Genomic DNA, 14,958 nt, shown 5'->3' with positions numbered 1-14,958 from the left:
CTTTCGGACCGTCCCATCTGTGCCACCAGCGTGTGGCATGGTGAGGCGGCTTTTTTCGCACGGAATTTTGTGATATAGTCCTGTTACAAACTGCCGGGCGAACGCCCTGTCCTGGCATGGAACGAAAGGATGTCCATCGTCTGCCCGATGGAATGATGAATCAGAAAACCCGGCCTGCGGAAGGGGTATCGCCCCGCCGTCAGGCCGTTTGTGCCGCTTGACCCTGCGCAGCAGCGGCGCCCAATGGAAGGAATATTGAATGTCCAAGACCAAGAAATCCGAATTCCGCCCCGATGACTTCGTCGTCTACCCTGCCCATGGCGTGGGCAAGATCGTTTCGATCGAGGAACAGGAAGTCGCCGGCATGAAGCTGGAAATGTTCGTGATTTCGTTCGAGAAGGACAAGATGACCCTGCGCGTCCCGACTGCGCGCGCCACTGAAATCGGCATGCGCAGCCTGGCCAGCCCCGATCTGGTCGATCAGGCCCTGGCGACGCTGAAGGGCAAGGCCCGTGTCAAGCGCGCCATGTGGTCGCGCCGGGCGCAGGAATATGAACAGAAGATCAACTCGGGCGACCTGCTGGCCATCGCCGAGGTGGTGCGCGACCTGCACCGCAACGACGATCAGCGCGAACAGTCCTATTCCGAACGTCAGCTTTACGAAGCCGCCCTCGACCGCCTGACACGCGAAGTCGCCGCCGTGGCCGGCATCGACGCCTCGGGCGCGCAGAAGAAAGTGGACGAGGTTCTGCTGGCTCGCGCCGCCTGATCGCGGATTGCAATGGCGATGTGAAGGGCCGCACAAGCGGCCCTTTTTTATTGCAACCCGCGCAGGGCCCGCGCCCTTTCGATTGCGGGAAACGACGCAGGTCGAACAGCGCGAGGACAGGCGTTCCCCCCCTTCCCGACCGCTCGGCCCTGAAGTTCAGGAATTCAGGATATCCTCTGGCTCTGGCCCCCTGTCAGGCACGATCGGACCAGCGGCGGGGCCATGGGAAAAACGCTCCATCAGTGCCGCTTCCAGCTTCTGGTTGATCTGGACGGTGCGGTTGATATAGGCCTCATTCTCTTCTATCGGCACGGCGGGATCCCACAGCTCGGCCAGTTCGCGCAGGCTGGCGCGGTCGATCTTGTAAAAGATCGTCTCGGCCTCATGCGCCTCGTACTCGGAAAAGCCAGCATTTTCCAAGGCATACCGGCCGGCCCTCAAGCTGGCATCGAACATTTCGCGGACGATGTGATCGGCACCTGCGGCATAAAGCTGATAAACGGTGATGCGGTCGCGCGCGCGCGCGATAATCTTCAGATCGGGCCGCTTTTCGCGGGCATAGCGGACCAGCTGGACATTACTGTCAGGGTTATCCAGTGCGGCAACAAGGATCTGCGCCCTGTCCAGCCCGGCGGCGGCCAAGACCTCGGGCCGGGTCGGATCGCCGAAATAACCCTTGAATCCATAGCGCCGCATCAGCTGGATCAGCTTCAGGTCGTGATCCAGCACCGTCGTCTTTAACCCGGAATGGGTGACCAGCCGGTTGACCACCTGCCCGAAACGGCCAATGCCAGCAATGATGATCGGCTGCTGTTCCTCGATCTGGTCGGGGCGATGGGGCTGTTCGGCGGCGGCTTCGGCAAGGCGGCGGCTGATCTTGTCATTGGCGATGAACAACAGCGGCGTAACCAGCATCGACAGCGCGATGACCAGCAGGAAACCCTGCGCCAGCCGGTCCGGCAACACCCGCAGCGCCACGGCATAGGAAACCAGCACAAAGCCGAACTCGCCCGCCTGCGCCAGTGACAGCGTGAACAGGGCCCGGTCCCGCGGCGCCATCTTGACCGAGCGCGCAATCAGATGCAGCACGCCCGCCTTGATCGCGATCAGCACCGCCGTCACGCCGATCACAATGATCGGCATTTCGGCAAACAGCGCGAAATCCATCCCGGCACCGACGGTGATGAAGAACAGCCCCAGCAGCAGGCCCTTGAAGGGCTCGATCTGGCTTTCCAGTTCGTGCTTGAATTCGGAACTGGCCAGCATCACGCCTGCTAGAAAGGTCCCAAGCGCGGGCGAGAGGCCGACGAAACTCATCAGCGAGGCGATACCCACGACGATGAACAGCGCCATGATCGTGTCCATCTCGCGCAGGCGGGCCGTGTGGACAAAGCGGAACAGCGGCCGGATCGCGTAATTGCCGATCAGGATGACAATGGCAATCGCGGCCAGCGTCACGACTGCGGCGGCCCAGCCCGGAAGCTGCGCCATGAAGGCCCCGCCCAGCGATTCATCACCCGCCACGACGCGAATGGGCGAAGTCGCAAGCAAAGGCATCAGCGCCAGCATCGGGATGACCGCGATGTCCTGCGTCAGCAGCACCGCAAAGGCATCACGCCCGCCTCGCGTCTGCATCAGGTTCTTTTCCGAAAGCGTCTGCAGCACGATCGCCGTCGAGCTGAGTGACAGGATCATCCCCAGCGCCAGCGATACCTGCCAGGTCTGGTTCAGCGCCAGCGCGGCCAAAAAGATCAGCCCCAGCGTCCCCATGATCTGCACACCGCCCAGCCCTACCAGCCGCTTGCGCATCCCCCACAGCACGCGCGGCTCCAGTTCCAGCCCGATGATGAACAGCATCATCACCACGCCGAATTCGGCGAAATGCTGCAGATCGTGCATCTCGTGCCCGGACAGGCCCAGCACCGGGCCGATGATAATCCCGGCGATCAGATAGCCCAGCACCGACCCCAACCCCAGCCGGGTCGAGACAGGCACGGCCACGATCATCGTCGCAAGATAGACCGTCGCAAGTAACAGGAAGTCGGCCATCCGCGATCAGCGCCCGTTCAGAATGGGCAATGAATATTGCTTGCCTGCCTTGACGTATCGCAGCCCGCCATTGCCGATCTGGGTGATCTGGCCGCCATTGATCTTGTCGCCCAGCCGCACGGTCACGATCTTGCCATTGCGCAGCCGGATCAGCCCCCGGCTGGCCTTTCCGGCGCCGACGGTCCCGATCAGCTGGGTCGCGTTCAGGTCGATGCCGCGATTGGTGGCCGCTCCGGCAGTGGAGGTGTTTGTGGGGGCCGAGGGCGCTGCGGCGACCTCGGGTTCGTTATCGACCTCGGGCGGGCGATAGCGCTGGTTCTTGCGTGCGGCAGCGGCGGCCTCTGCCTCGGCCTGCGCGCGGGCGCGTGCTTCAGCGGCGGCCTTTGCCTGGGCCGCGGCCTGGGCATCGGCCGCGGCGCGGTTGCGCGCCCGCTGTTCGGCCTGGCGCTGCAATTCATCATCAAGCCGGCGGCGCTCGGCCAGGGCAGCAGCTTCGGCGGCGGCTTTTGAGGCAGCGGCCGCATCCGGGACGGGGGCCAGCGTGCCTTCCTGCCCGCTCGCGCTGCCGCCACGTTCGGCGGGGGCCTGCGCGGGCACATTGCCCCGGCGCTGCGGCCGCGCTGAACTGCGCAGCGCGGTCAACGCCACCCGACCCGGCACCGCAGCCGAGGAACTGACGGCGGCGGCGATCGCTTCCTCAACCGCGGCATTGGTCGCCGCCGACAGGCCCGACGTGCTGGCCGAGCCAGCGCTTGCCAGGCCCGAAGGCCGGTGACGCGGACGATCCGAACGGCCAAGCGCCCCCCTGGCAGGGGCGGCGGTCGAGGCAGCGCTCGAGGCGCGCGCGGCCGGACGGTCGGCCGCGATGGCAGCCGCCACTGCATCGTCGACAGCATCGCTGCGGGTTGGCTTGCGCGAGGGCCGCGCCTGCGCAGTGCGGATCAGCGGAATGGCGACTTCGGTGCGGGTTTCGGCCCAGGGCCGATCCAGCCGATCCAACATTGCGGCATGGCCCGCCTGAGTGAACATGCTCAAACGAATAGGCGCCGGCTGCGTATGCAGCGCGGCGCCCTGATTGCTGGATCCTGCCGGCTTCGGCGGAGGCCGGCTGCCTGTCGGTTCAGGCTGGGCCCGCCGCTCATAGGGCTGCGGATTGCGCGGAACAGCGGGGCGCGTATCGGGCTGGGCAGAGGCCTGCGCCGGCGCACTGCGCGAGGGCGCCGTCTTCGGTCGGGCCGAACTGCGCAGCGTGCTGCTGTCAGGCGCGCCGGGGCTGCGGCTGGCCGAGCTCCGTGCCGCTGGTTCCTGCGCCGGGCGCGAGGCTGGCCGCGCCGCCGGAGCCGCTGCGGGCGTGTTGTTGCCGGCGCTGGCAGACGGCGCGCTGCTGCGCGACGGCTCGGCTGTGGGGGTGCTGACGCGGGCCAGGTCGGCAGGGCGCGATTTCGGCCGGGCCGAACTGGCCACAGCCGGGCGTGCTTCGGGTTTCGCCGCTACTGCCGGCACTTGCGCGACGGCGGGCGGGGTCTGCGCCGCCGGGGCAGGGTCCTGCGCCGCCGTTGCGGGTTGCGGCACTTGTTCCGGTGCGGCTGCGGTGGCGGCGGGTGCTGGGCTTTGCCCCAGCAGGTCCGACGCGCCAGAGATCACCTGCTGCGGCGGTGCGACAGCGGGAACGCTCGCGGCGGAGGTCTGGGCCTGCCCGGCATTCGTGTCCGTCACCGGGGTTTGACTGACCGCTTCCTGCGGCACGGCAGCGGCTGGTGCCGGGACAGACGGGCCCGTTGCAACCACGGCGGGGTTCTGCGTCGGCGCAGGCGCCGCGGCCGCCGGTGCCGTACGGGGAACGGTCGGCACCGCGTTCTGCGCGGCGGGTGCGGGCACGCTGGTTGTCGCCGGCGGTGTTGCGACTGCCGGGGCCGATGCGGGCGCAGTGGCCGCAGGCGCGGTGGTCACGGCCGCAGTCGGCGCGTCGGCTTCAGGAGCCGGATCGCGGCTGGAAATCGCAGCAGCGATGCCAAGACCCAGCACCAGCAGCCCGACCATCGGCAGCGCCCCCGACAGGCCCATGCGGCGCCCGGCCGCCGGGCGTTCGCGCGCAGGCGCTGCAAGCGGCGGGCGCATCTGCCGCGCAGCTTGCGCGCGTTCGTGGAAGGCCCGCGCCCGGTCCGGCATCACCTTTTCGGGACGCGCAGCCTGCGGCGGGTCGGTGACCATTGGCCCGGCCGGGGTATCCGGGGCGACCGGGGTCTCGGCGGGCTCGGCCCCTGCGTCATCGCCCAGCAGCACGATAGAGCCGAGATTGACCGAGGCCGCAGGCTCTGCCGGGGCGGCAATATTGACGACATGACGCGTGATTCGGCTTATGACCGGGCCGGGCGCGGCAACGGCGCTTGTCGCGGCCGCGACCAGGGACAGCTCGGGCTGGGCGGCTGGTTCGGCTGCCTCATTGCCAAGGTCATCGGCGATTTCGGTCGCATGGGCCCATTCGGCGGCCAGTTCGGTGGCGCCGAAATCCGGGGCATGGGGGAACTGGTCAGCTTGCGGCGCGGCCACGAAACGGTCGGGCGCAAAGCCGTGGCGGACGGCGAAATCCTCGGCCTCTTGCAGGGTCTGGCGCGCGACGGCTGCGACCTTCACCATGCTACCGGGGGCCGCATCTGTGGGCGCGTAATCGAAAGCCAGATCCTCAACCCGGTAAGGCGTCAGCCCCTCCAGCCCTGCATGCAATGCCGCATCGGCACTGGCTGCCGGGGGCAGCTGCAGTTCGGTATACAGGATCTGGTCGCCCGGAATGACCAAGGCCAGCCCCGGCGCGTTGGCGGCGCGCAATTGCTGCACGAAGCCGCTGAGGGCTCCGCGCAGATCCCCGTCGAAGGGGGCACGGCCAAGCTCCGCCCAAGTGCCGCCGTTGCGGGACAACAGCTGCACGCCATCAGGCTGGAAGCCAAGCGCAAAATCCATGGCCGGGGCGATGGCCCCACGTTTCGTCTGCTCGTTCATATGCTGTGCCTTGTTCGGCCGGCGTTGTTTTTTTCTGAATACCCCGAACCGTGCCATATGGAAAGAACGCGCGCGTTCGTGAATGAACAAATCCGGTTCGGATGCGTTGCCGACCGACACTTAAAACGGAGTTTACAACTATGTCTGATCGTCAAATTCGCCCTATGCGTGCATTGCTGGCCGGAACGGTTTCCTTGGCGCTGCTGGCCGGCCCTGCACTTGCCGCCCCGGGCGGCCCGGCGGGCCATGGCGGTACGGGCATGGGCGGCTGCGGCCATCCGGGCATCCTGACGGTGGCCGGCCACGGCGAATCGCGCGTCGCACCCGATCAGGTCATGATCTCTCTTGGCGTGACCACTCAGTCGCAGACCGCCGCGCAGGCCATGACGGACAACTCGGCCCGACAGCAGGCGGTGCTGGACACGCTGAAAGGCGTGGGCATCGAGGAGGCGGATATCCAGACCTCTGGCCTGACGCTGAACCCGATGATGAACTATCCCGAAAACGCCCCGGCGACGATTACCGGCTATATGGCGCAGAACCTGCTGACCGTGCGGGTGACCGATATCTCACGCGCGGGAGAGGTGCTGGACAGCATCGTGACTGCCGGCGCGAACGAGATGCAGGGCATCCGTTTCATCCGCGAGGATTCGCAATCGACCGAGGACGAGGCCCTTGGCACCGCTGTGGCCGACGCCACCCACCGCGCCGGTGTCATGGCTGAAGCCGCCGGGCTGGAATTGGGCCCCATCATCCGCATGGGCGAGCCCCGGCAGGGAATGAACGGCCCCGAGCCGGTGATGATGCGGGCCATGGGCGCCGATGCGGCAGGCAAAAGCATTCCGGTCGAGGGCGGCGAGGTGGCCTTCACCGCCGATGTCGAGGTGACCTATGCCCTGAAAGGCGGAGAGGCATGTGCCATGCCGATGCCGGCCCCGCAGGACACCGGCGCCGCGCCTGCTGACACCGCAGCCGATGCATCTGCCGAGACCCCGGAGGCCAACGCCGAAGACGCCCCCGCGAACTGACCACCATTCCCGCCGCCCAGCTTGGGCGGCGGGTCCGCTTTGTGCCCCCTGCGCGCAAGGGAAGGCCCGGCCGGTGCATCCTCCCGGCCGGGCCTTTTCATGTCGGCAGCCTTCAGGCGGTGGCCGCGCTCAGCGCCTGATCGAGATCGGCGATCAGATCGTCCGCGTCCTCGATCCCGATGGACAGGCGCACCACGTCAGGGCCGGCCCCGGCGGCGATCTTCTGTTCGTCGGTCAACTGGCTGTGCGTGGTCGAGGCCGAATGGATCACCAGCGACCGCGCATCGCCCAGATTGGCGACGTGGCTGAACAGTTTCAGACTGTCGACCAGCTTAACCGCCGCCTCATACCCGCCTTTCAGCGAAAAGGTGAACAGCGCCCCTGCCCCCTTCGGATAAACCCGCGCCTTGACCCCAGCCTGCGGCGACGATGCGAGCCCACCATAGCTGACCGAACCGACGCGCGGATCCTGCGCAAGCCATTCAGCAATCTTCTGGGCGTTTTCGACATGCCTGGGCATGCGCAGGCCAAGGGTCTCGATCCCCATCAGCGTGTAATGCGCGCCCTGCGGGTTCATGGTCATGCCCAGATCGCGCAGCCCGATGGCAATGCCGTGGAAGGTAAATGCCATGGCACCGAGCGCTTCGTGGAATTTCAGCCCGTGATAGGCGGGCTCGGGCTCCGACAGGCTGGGGAACTTGCCGCTGGCCGACCAGTCAAACTTGCCGCTGTCAACGACGACGCCGCCGGTCACGGTGCCGTTGCCGGTCATGTATTTGGTCAGGCTGTGGACGACCAGCGTGGCGCCCATCTCAATCGGGCGGCACAGATATGGCGTGGCGAGTGTGTTGTCGACGATCAGCGGCAGGCCTGCCTCGTCGGCGATTTTCGCGATGGCGGGAATATCGGTCAGATAGCCGCCGGGATTCGAGATCGATTCGCAGAAGATCGCCCGCGTGTCATCATCAATTGCGGCGCGCACGGCCTCGGGATCGTCCAGATCGACGAATTTCGCCGACCAGCCGAAGCGCTTGATGGTCTGGCTGAACTGCGTGACGGTGCCGCCATACAGCCGGGTCGAGGCGACGATATTCCTGCCCGGCCCCATCAGCGGGAACAGCGCCATGATCTGCGCCGCGTGACCCGAGGAACAGCAGACCGCGCCCGCCCCGCCTTCCAGATCCGCGATGCGGGCCTGCAAGGCGGCCACGGTGGGATTGGTCAGCCGCGAATAGATATAGCCGACCTCTTGCAGGCCAAACAGCCGGGCAGCGTGGTCGGCGTCGCGAAAGACATAGGCCGTGGTCTGGTAGATCGGCACCTGCCGCGCGCCGGTGGCCGGGTCGGGATCAGCGCCGGCATGGATGGCGCGGGTGTCAAAGCCCAAAGTCTCGGTCATGGTAGTTCCCCCTTGATGCGCCAGCACCTTAGGACCCGCGCGCCCCACCACGCAACGGGGAACTGGCAGGGGGGTTACCGGGGTGCTAACCTGTCGCAGATGACTGGGCCCTTGCCTCAACCCATTGCCGCTGTCCTGCTGGCCGCCGGGCGCAGCAGCCGGTTCGGCGGTGACAAACTGGCCGCCGATTGCGGCGGAATGGCAGTGCTGACCCGCGCCGCGCAGGCATTGCGCGCTGCTGCCCCCGGCCCGCGCCTTGCCGTGCTGCGCCACCCCGCCCATGCCGCGCTGCTGCCCGAGGGATTCGAGACCGCCTTCTGCGAAGGCCAGCAAAGCGACAGTCTGCACAGGGCGCTGGATTGGGCACAGTCCCTGCGCGCACCCAGTCCAGTACCGGGCCTGCTGATCGCGCTTGCCGACATGCCCTTTGTCAGCCCCGACCTGCACCACGCCGTCATGGCCCGCATGACCGACCTGCCCGCCTGCGCGCTTGGGGAAACTCCATCGCCGCCGGCCGCCTTCTCCGCCGCATGGTTCCCGCGCCTGCGCGCGCTGATCGGCGACCGTGGCGCGGGCGCGTTGCTGACCGAGCTTCCCGCCGCGCAATACGTCCCTGCCACCATGCAAGAGCTGCGTGACATCGACCTGCCGACTGACCTGCCCTGACTGTCGGGCCCTGACCCGTTTGCCACAGCCTGCCACGCTCGCGTTTTCCCCGGCTTTCCAACCGCCTGCCGCAAGGCTAAGACAACCGGGCTTGACAGGAGTCCGATCATGACCGAACGCCCCCGCCCGCTGCCGCAACCCGGCATCATGGACATTGCCCTTTATGTGGGCGGCGCGGCGCAGATTGCGGGCCATGACAACGTGGTCAAGCTGTCCTCGAACGAGAACCCATATGGTCCGTCCGAAAAGGCGCGCGAGGCCGCCGCCCGCGCCGCCCATCAGATGCACCGCTATCCCAATACCGACCATGCCAGCCTGCGCGCGGCGATTGCCGAAGTCCACGGCCTCGACCCCGACCGCATCATCTGCGGCGTCGGATCCGACGAGGTGCTGCAATTCGCCGCGCAATGCTTTGCCGGTCCGGGCGACGAGGTCATCATGACCGAGCACGGATTTTCGATGTATCCGATCCTGACCCGCGCCGCCGGGGCGGTGCCGGTGGTGGTCCCCGAAACCGAGCGCCGGGTGAATGTCGACGCGATCCTGGCGGCGGTGACACCACGAACCCGCATCGTCTTTCTGACCAATCCCGGCAACCCGACCGGCACCATGCTGACCGAAGCCGAGATCCGCCGACTGGCCCAAGGCCTGCCCGGCAATGTGCTGCTGGTCCATGACGGTGCCTATACCGAATTTGCCGAGGAAAACTATCGCCGCGACTTCGCCCTTGCTGACGATTTCCCGAACGTGCTGGCGACGCGGACATTTTCCAAGATCTACGGGCTGGGCGGGCTTCGGATCGGCTGGGGCTATGCCGACCGGGCGCTGATCGACGTGATGAACCGGGTCCGCCAGCCCTTCAACCTGTCGGGCGTGCAGCTGGCCGCGTCCGAGGCCGCCATGAAGGATCGCGCACATTTCACCCGCTGCCAGACCGAAAACACCAAATGGCGCGATTGGTTGCGCCGGGCGCTGCTGGATCTTGGGATCGACTGCGACGAAAGCCATGCCAATTTCGTGCTGGCCCGCTTCGCCGATGCCGAAACCGCCAATGCCTGCGACGCGGCGCTGCAGGCCGAGGGGCTGATCGTGCGCAAGGTCGCGGGTTACGGCCTGCCCAACTGCCTGCGCATCACCATCGGGGACGAACCCTCCTGCCGCCGGGTCGCCCATGTCATTGGCCGCTTCATGGCCGGAAGGGATCAAGCATGAGCGTGATTTACAACAAGGTCGCGCTGATCGGCCTGGGCCTGATCGCCGGATCCATCGCGCTTGCCGCGCACGAGGCGGGCGTGGTCGGCAAGATCTCGGGCACCTCGCGCAGCGCCAAGACCCGCGCCGCAGCCCGCGACCTGAAACTGGTGGACGAGGTCGTCGACAATGCCGCCGCTGCCGTTCGCGACGCCGATCTGGTGATCCTTTGCGTGCCAGTGGGCGCGATGGGCAAGGTCATGGCAGAGATCAAGCCGCATCTGAAACCGGGCGCGGTGGTCACCGATGTAGGTTCCGTCAAGCAGGAGGTGATCGCCCAGGTCAGCCCCCACCTGCCGGCGAATGTCCATTTCATCCCCGGCCACCCGCTAGCCGGCACCGAACATTCCGGCCCCTATTCCGGTTTCGCCGAACTGTTCCAGAACCGCTGGTGGCTGCTGACGCCCCTGCCCGATACCGACCCCGAAGAGCTGTCGCGCCTGCGCCGCTTCATCCGCGCGCTTGGCGCCAATGTCGAGGATATGGAGCCGGCCCATCACGACCTGGTTCTGGCCGTCACCAGCCACACCCCGCACCTGATCGCCTATACCATGGTGGGCGTGGCCGATCACCTGAAGCGGGTGACCGAATCCGAGGTCATCAAGTATTCCGCCGCCGGGTTTCGCGACTTTACCCGGATCGCGGCCTCGGACCCGACGATGTGGCGCGACGTGTTCCTGACCAACAAGGAAGCCGTGCTGGACATCCTCGGACGCTTCACTGAAGAACTGTTCATGCTGCAACGCGCGATCCGCATGGGCGACGGCGAACAGCTGCACGACTATTTCACCCGCACCCGCGCCATCCGTCGCGGCATCATCGAGGCCGGGCAGGACACCGCCGCCCCGGATTTCGGGCGCGGCGCGAAAAAGAACTGACGGCCGGGGCGCTGCCCCGGACCCCGGGATATTGGTACCAGAATGAAAGCATCTTTCGCTCTGGCCCAAATATCCATCTGACCTTGCAGCAGGCGCGCACGCCTCAGATGAGGCCGGCCGCCTTGAAGTCGACAAGCAGGTCGCGCTCGGGGCGGGCACCGACATGGCTGATGACCTCGGATGCGGCCATCACCGCCATGCGTCCGGCCGTTTCAAGATCCCTGCCCGAGGCAAGGCCGAAAATAAGCCCGGCCGCGAACTGGTCGCCCGCGCCGGTGGCGTCCACGGGGATAACGCGATGAACCGGCACCTCGACGCGCTGATTGCCGCGGATGAGGATCGCCGGATCGCCCGAGCGGGTGCAGATCACGGTGTGGCAATCGGCAGAGGCCAGCCGCAGCGCCTCGTCGAGATTGGTCTGATAGAGCGATTCCCATTCATGGGCGTTACCGATGACATAATCCATCGTTTCCGAGACCAGCTTGCGGAAGTCATCGCGGTGGCGGTCAACGCAGAACGGATCGGAAAGCGCGATGCCCGCCTGCCCACCCGCGCGGTGGCAGGCATTGGCGGCTGAAAGGAAGGCCGCCTTCCCCGCCGGTTTGTCGAACAGATATCCTTCAAGGAACAGCCATTTGTTGCCTTCGAAAACGGCGTCATCGACATCATCGGGGCCGAGATTGGCCGAGATACCCAGATAAGTGTTCATCGAGCGCTCGCCGTCCGGCGTCACGAAAATGATCGAGCGCGAGGTCGGCAGATTGCCGCCCGGAACCGGGGCATTGATGAACCGGGTGCCCTCGGCCTCGGTATCATGGGCATAGGCCTGGCCAAGTTCGTCATCGGCGACGCGGCCGATGAAGGCCGTGTTCAGGCCGAGCCGGCCGATACCGGCCAGCGTATTGGCGACCGATCCGCCCGGAACCAGCCGCGCCTTGCCGCGCCGGGCCTGCTGGGCCAGCAGGAACTCGGACCGCTCGCGTTCGACCAGTTGCATGATGCCCTTCTGGACGCCCATGTCGATCAGGTCCTGATCCTCGGTCGATTGGATGACGTCGATGATGGCATTGCCGATGCCGATGACGTGAAATGCGGTCATGCGGTCTTCTCCTCATAGGGGCAGAGATCGTTGATGGGGCAGATCTGGCAGCGCGGCCGCCGGGCCTGACAGACATAGCGGCCGTGCAGGATCAGCCAGTGATGGGCGTTCTGCTGGAAGGGCGCGGGGACGTTGTCCTCGATGGCGCGCTCAACCTCGTCCACATCGCGGCCGGGGGCGATATGGGTTCGGTTGCCGACGCGGAAGATATGGGTGTCGACCGCCTGCGCGGGCTGACCGAAGACACAGTTCAGCACCACATTCGCGGTCTTGCGCCCTACCCCCGGCAGCGACATCAGCGCCGCGCGGCTGGAGGGCACCTCGCCGCCGTAATCCTCGGCCAGGATGCGCGACAGCTTCATGACGTTCTTCGCCTTCTGGCGGAACAATCCGATGGTCTTGATATGATCGAGCAGCGCCGCTTCGCCCAGATCCAGCATCTGCTCGGGCGTGGTCACCTGCGCGAACAGTTCCTTCGTCGCCCGGTTGACGCCGGCATCGGTCGCCTGCGCCGACAGCGCCACCGCGACCAGCAGTTGGAAGGCGTTATCGTGATGCAGTTCCGTGACCGGCGCCGGTTCAGCATCGCGCAGCCGCGAGAAGATCGCGACCTGCTGGGCATAGGGCAAGGGCTTGGGCATACGGGCCATGGCCCGCCTCTTGCCTGCAGGGCGGTGCCAGATCAAGCGCAGATCGCGAAATCCGGCGTGCGAGGGGGACGGAATCTCGGCAAGATGTGACCGATTATCAGCGCGCTGCCGGGGTTGCTGCCTAGGAAACCGGCGGAACATATGCAAGGATAACGGCGTTTTCGGAACAATGCGTGCTGTGACGGCACGACGATCAACGGACTGAGAGGCTTTTTATATGAACATGCGTGTTTCCCTTCTTCTGGGCGCAGCCGGAGTGATGGCGCTTGGTGCCTGTGCAACCAATCCCGACGGCACGATGGGCACCACCCTCAGCAAGACCCAGCAAGGGGCGCTGATCGGCGCGGTTGCCGGGGGCGCACTGGCCGCTGGCCGTGACGACGACAAGAACAATCAGGGCAAGGACTTCGTGAAGGGCGCGGTGCTGGGCGCGGCTGCCGGTGCCGTTGTCGGCAACGTCATCGAAGCGCAGGAAAAGCAACTGCGTCAGGTGATGACCTCGCCGGGCGTGCAGATCATCAACCGTGGCGATCACCTGCAGGTCATCATGCCCTCGGGTCTGCTGTTTGCATCCGACAGCGCCGCCGTTTCGGGTCAGGCCCAGAATGACCTGTATGGTCTGGCGCAAAGCCTGCAGCAATATCCGAACAGCCGCGTGGAAATCTACGGCCACACCGACTCGACCGCATCGGACGCGCATAACCTCGACCTCTCGCAGCGTCGCGCGCAGTCGGTCGGCGGCATCCTGACCGCATCGGGCGTGTCTTCGTCGCGCCTGGTCATGGTTGGCCGCGGCGAGACCCAGCCGATCGCCACCAACGACACCCAGGACGGCCGGGCGCAGAACCGCCGCGTGGAAATCCTGATCCGCCCGACCCGCTGATCGGGCAGAACTGCATGGAAAGGCCGGGCCGCGCGCCCGGCCTTTTTCGTTACGTCGTGACCCCGCGTAAGACGAAAGGCCAGTTTGCAGCGGCAAGCCCCATCCCTACATTCATGGTGGAGCTGACGAACAGAGCGAACGCCCCCCTTCGATGAGGTCTGCCATGCAGGACATGATGATTTACGGCGCCTATGGCTATACGGGCGAGTTGACCGCGCGCGAGGCGGTCCGGCGCGGAGAACGCCCGATCCTGGCCGGGCGCAGCGACGCAAAACTGAAACCCCTCGCCGAGGAACTCGACCTGCCCTTCCGCGCCTTCGACGTGACCGAGGCGGCCAGCCAGCTTGATGGGGTCAAGGTGCTGCTGAACTGCGCCGGGCCCTTCGCCCGCACCGCCCCGGCACTGATCGACGCCTGCATCGCCGCCGGGGTCCATTACGTCGACATCACCGGCGAAATCGCAATCTTCGCACATTGCCAGGAACGCGATGCCGACGCGCGCGCGGCCGGGGTCATCCTGTGCCCCGGCGCGGGGTTTGACATCGTGCCGACCGATTGCCTTGCCGCAGAACTGAAGGCGCGCCTGCCCGAAGCCGAGACCATCAACCTCGCCTTTTCCTTCGGCACCAAGCCCAGCATCGGCACCGCCACCACCGCCATTGAAGCGATGAAGGATGGCGGCATGATCCGTCGCGATCACAAGCTGGTCCCGGTCGGTAACGGCTATCGGATCCGCCGCATCAGCTTTCCCGACGGCCGGCAATGGGCGGTGACCTTGCCATGGGGCGATGTCTACACGTCGGGCGTCTCGACCGGGGTGCCGAATGGCATGGTCTATGCGGCGGTGCCGCTGCCGATGGCGCTGGCGATGCGGCTGACCTCGCCTTTCCGGGGCCTCACGGCGAAGCCTGCGATCCGCACCCGGCTGGACCGGATGGTGAAGAAATTCTTCTCGGGCGGCCCCGATGATGCGGCCCGCGCCACCCAGCGGACCGAGTTCTGGGGCGAGGCCATCGCGCCGGGCGGCAAACGCCTCGCGCTGCATTTTTCGGCCCCGAATGTCTACAGTCTGACCGTCGACACCTGTTTCGAGATCGCCCGCTGGTGCCAATCGCAAAGCGGCCATGCCGGCTTTCAAACGCCTTCGATGCTGCTGGGGGCGGATTTCATCACCAGCCGGCCGGAGGTGACAGCGATGACCGAGGTCGGCGCGGCTGCGGCTTAAAGGCCCGGCACCGCAGTCCGACCATGGAAAAGGCCCGGCACGCTTGCGCGGCCGGGCCTTCGAT

Annotated in this window: 12 protein-coding genes; 7 read left to right on the top strand and 5 right to left on the bottom strand. The window is 66.3% G+C overall.

The genetic code is table 11. The features are described from left to right. Positions 1–259 precede the first annotated feature (259 nt). Positions 260–769, top strand: coding sequence for a CarD family transcriptional regulator (locus tag G7044_RS01865; RefSeq protein ID WP_166325119.1), 510 nt, complete (start codon positions 260–262; stop codon positions 767–769). Positions 770–925: 156 nt separating this feature from the next. Here G7044_RS01865 and G7044_RS01860 read toward each other — a convergent pair whose 3' ends face one another. Both G7044_RS01860 and G7044_RS01855 read right to left on the bottom strand, forming a co-directional pair. Beyond that, positions 926–2,818 (bottom strand): monovalent cation:proton antiporter-2 (CPA2) family protein, encoded by a 1,893-nt coding sequence (locus tag G7044_RS01860; RefSeq protein ID WP_166325116.1) that lies wholly within the window; start codon positions 2,816–2,818, stop codon positions 926–928. A gap of 6 nt (positions 2,819–2,824) precedes the next feature. Beyond that, entirely contained in the window at positions 2,825–5,815 is a 2,991-nt protein-coding gene (locus G7044_RS01855; protein WP_166325113.1) for a hypothetical protein, read from the bottom strand. A 140-nt stretch (positions 5,816–5,955) separates the two neighbouring features. Between G7044_RS01855 and G7044_RS01850 the strand changes: the two genes are divergently transcribed. Further along, a complete protein-coding gene (locus G7044_RS01850; protein ID WP_166325110.1) occupies positions 5,956–6,843 on the top strand; it encodes an SIMPL domain-containing protein in 888 nt (295 codons plus the stop codon). A gap of 112 nt (positions 6,844–6,955) precedes the next feature. Here the strand turns inward: G7044_RS01850 and G7044_RS01845 are convergent, their stop codons facing one another. After that, entirely contained in the window at positions 6,956–8,242 is a 1,287-nt protein-coding gene (locus G7044_RS01845; RefSeq protein WP_166325107.1) for an O-acetylhomoserine aminocarboxypropyltransferase/cysteine synthase family protein, read from the bottom strand. A gap of 111 nt (positions 8,243–8,353) precedes the next feature. Between G7044_RS01845 and G7044_RS01840 the strand changes: the two genes are divergently transcribed. The 3 genes from G7044_RS01840 to G7044_RS01830 all read left to right on the top strand — a co-directional run bounded on the left by G7044_RS01840 (position 8,354) and on the right by G7044_RS01830 (position 11,037). Next, complete coding sequence (locus tag G7044_RS01840) at positions 8,354–8,908, top strand: NTP transferase domain-containing protein (protein WP_166325104.1); 555 nt, start codon at positions 8,354–8,356, stop codon at positions 8,906–8,908. Positions 8,909–9,016: 108 nt separating this feature from the next. Continuing rightward, positions 9,017–10,120, top strand: coding sequence for a histidinol-phosphate transaminase (gene hisC, locus G7044_RS01835; protein WP_166325101.1), 1,104 nt, complete (start codon positions 9,017–9,019; stop codon positions 10,118–10,120). Continuing rightward, positions 10,117–11,037 carry a prephenate/arogenate dehydrogenase family protein gene (locus G7044_RS01830; RefSeq protein WP_166325098.1) on the top strand — a complete coding sequence of 307 codons (921 nt, stop codon included), beginning with the start codon at positions 10,117–10,119 and terminating at the stop codon, positions 11,035–11,037. Before hisC ends, G7044_RS01830 begins: the two co-directional genes overlap by 4 nt. A gap of 103 nt (positions 11,038–11,140) precedes the next feature. Here G7044_RS01830 and G7044_RS01825 read toward each other — a convergent pair whose 3' ends face one another. Further along, a complete protein-coding gene (locus tag G7044_RS01825) occupies positions 11,141–12,136 on the bottom strand; it encodes an adenosine kinase (protein ID WP_166325095.1) in 996 nt (331 codons plus the stop codon). Continuing rightward, on the bottom strand, positions 12,133–12,777 hold the full coding sequence (gene nth, locus G7044_RS01820; protein ID WP_166327246.1) for an endonuclease III: 645 nt from the start codon (positions 12,775–12,777) through the stop codon (positions 12,133–12,135). Before nth ends, G7044_RS01825 begins: the two co-directional genes overlap by 4 nt. A gap of 232 nt (positions 12,778–13,009) precedes the next feature. Here nth and G7044_RS01815 point away from each other — a divergent pair, with 232 nt between their 5' ends. Next, complete coding sequence (locus G7044_RS01815; protein WP_328803793.1) at positions 13,010–13,669, top strand: OmpA family protein; 660 nt, start codon at positions 13,010–13,012, stop codon at positions 13,667–13,669. Between the two features lie 163 nt (positions 13,670–13,832). Further along, positions 13,833–14,894, top strand: coding sequence for a saccharopine dehydrogenase family protein (locus tag G7044_RS01810; protein ID WP_207630137.1), 1,062 nt, complete (start codon positions 13,833–13,835; stop codon positions 14,892–14,894). The last annotated feature ends 64 nt before the right edge of the window (positions 14,895–14,958 follow it).

It is taken from the genome of Paracoccus xiamenensis, from assembly GCF_011308835.1.
Classification (GTDB): Bacteria; Pseudomonadota; Alphaproteobacteria; order Rhodobacterales; family Rhodobacteraceae; genus Paracoccus; species Paracoccus xiamenensis.
This window is presented reverse-complemented; position numbering and strand designations above follow the sequence as displayed.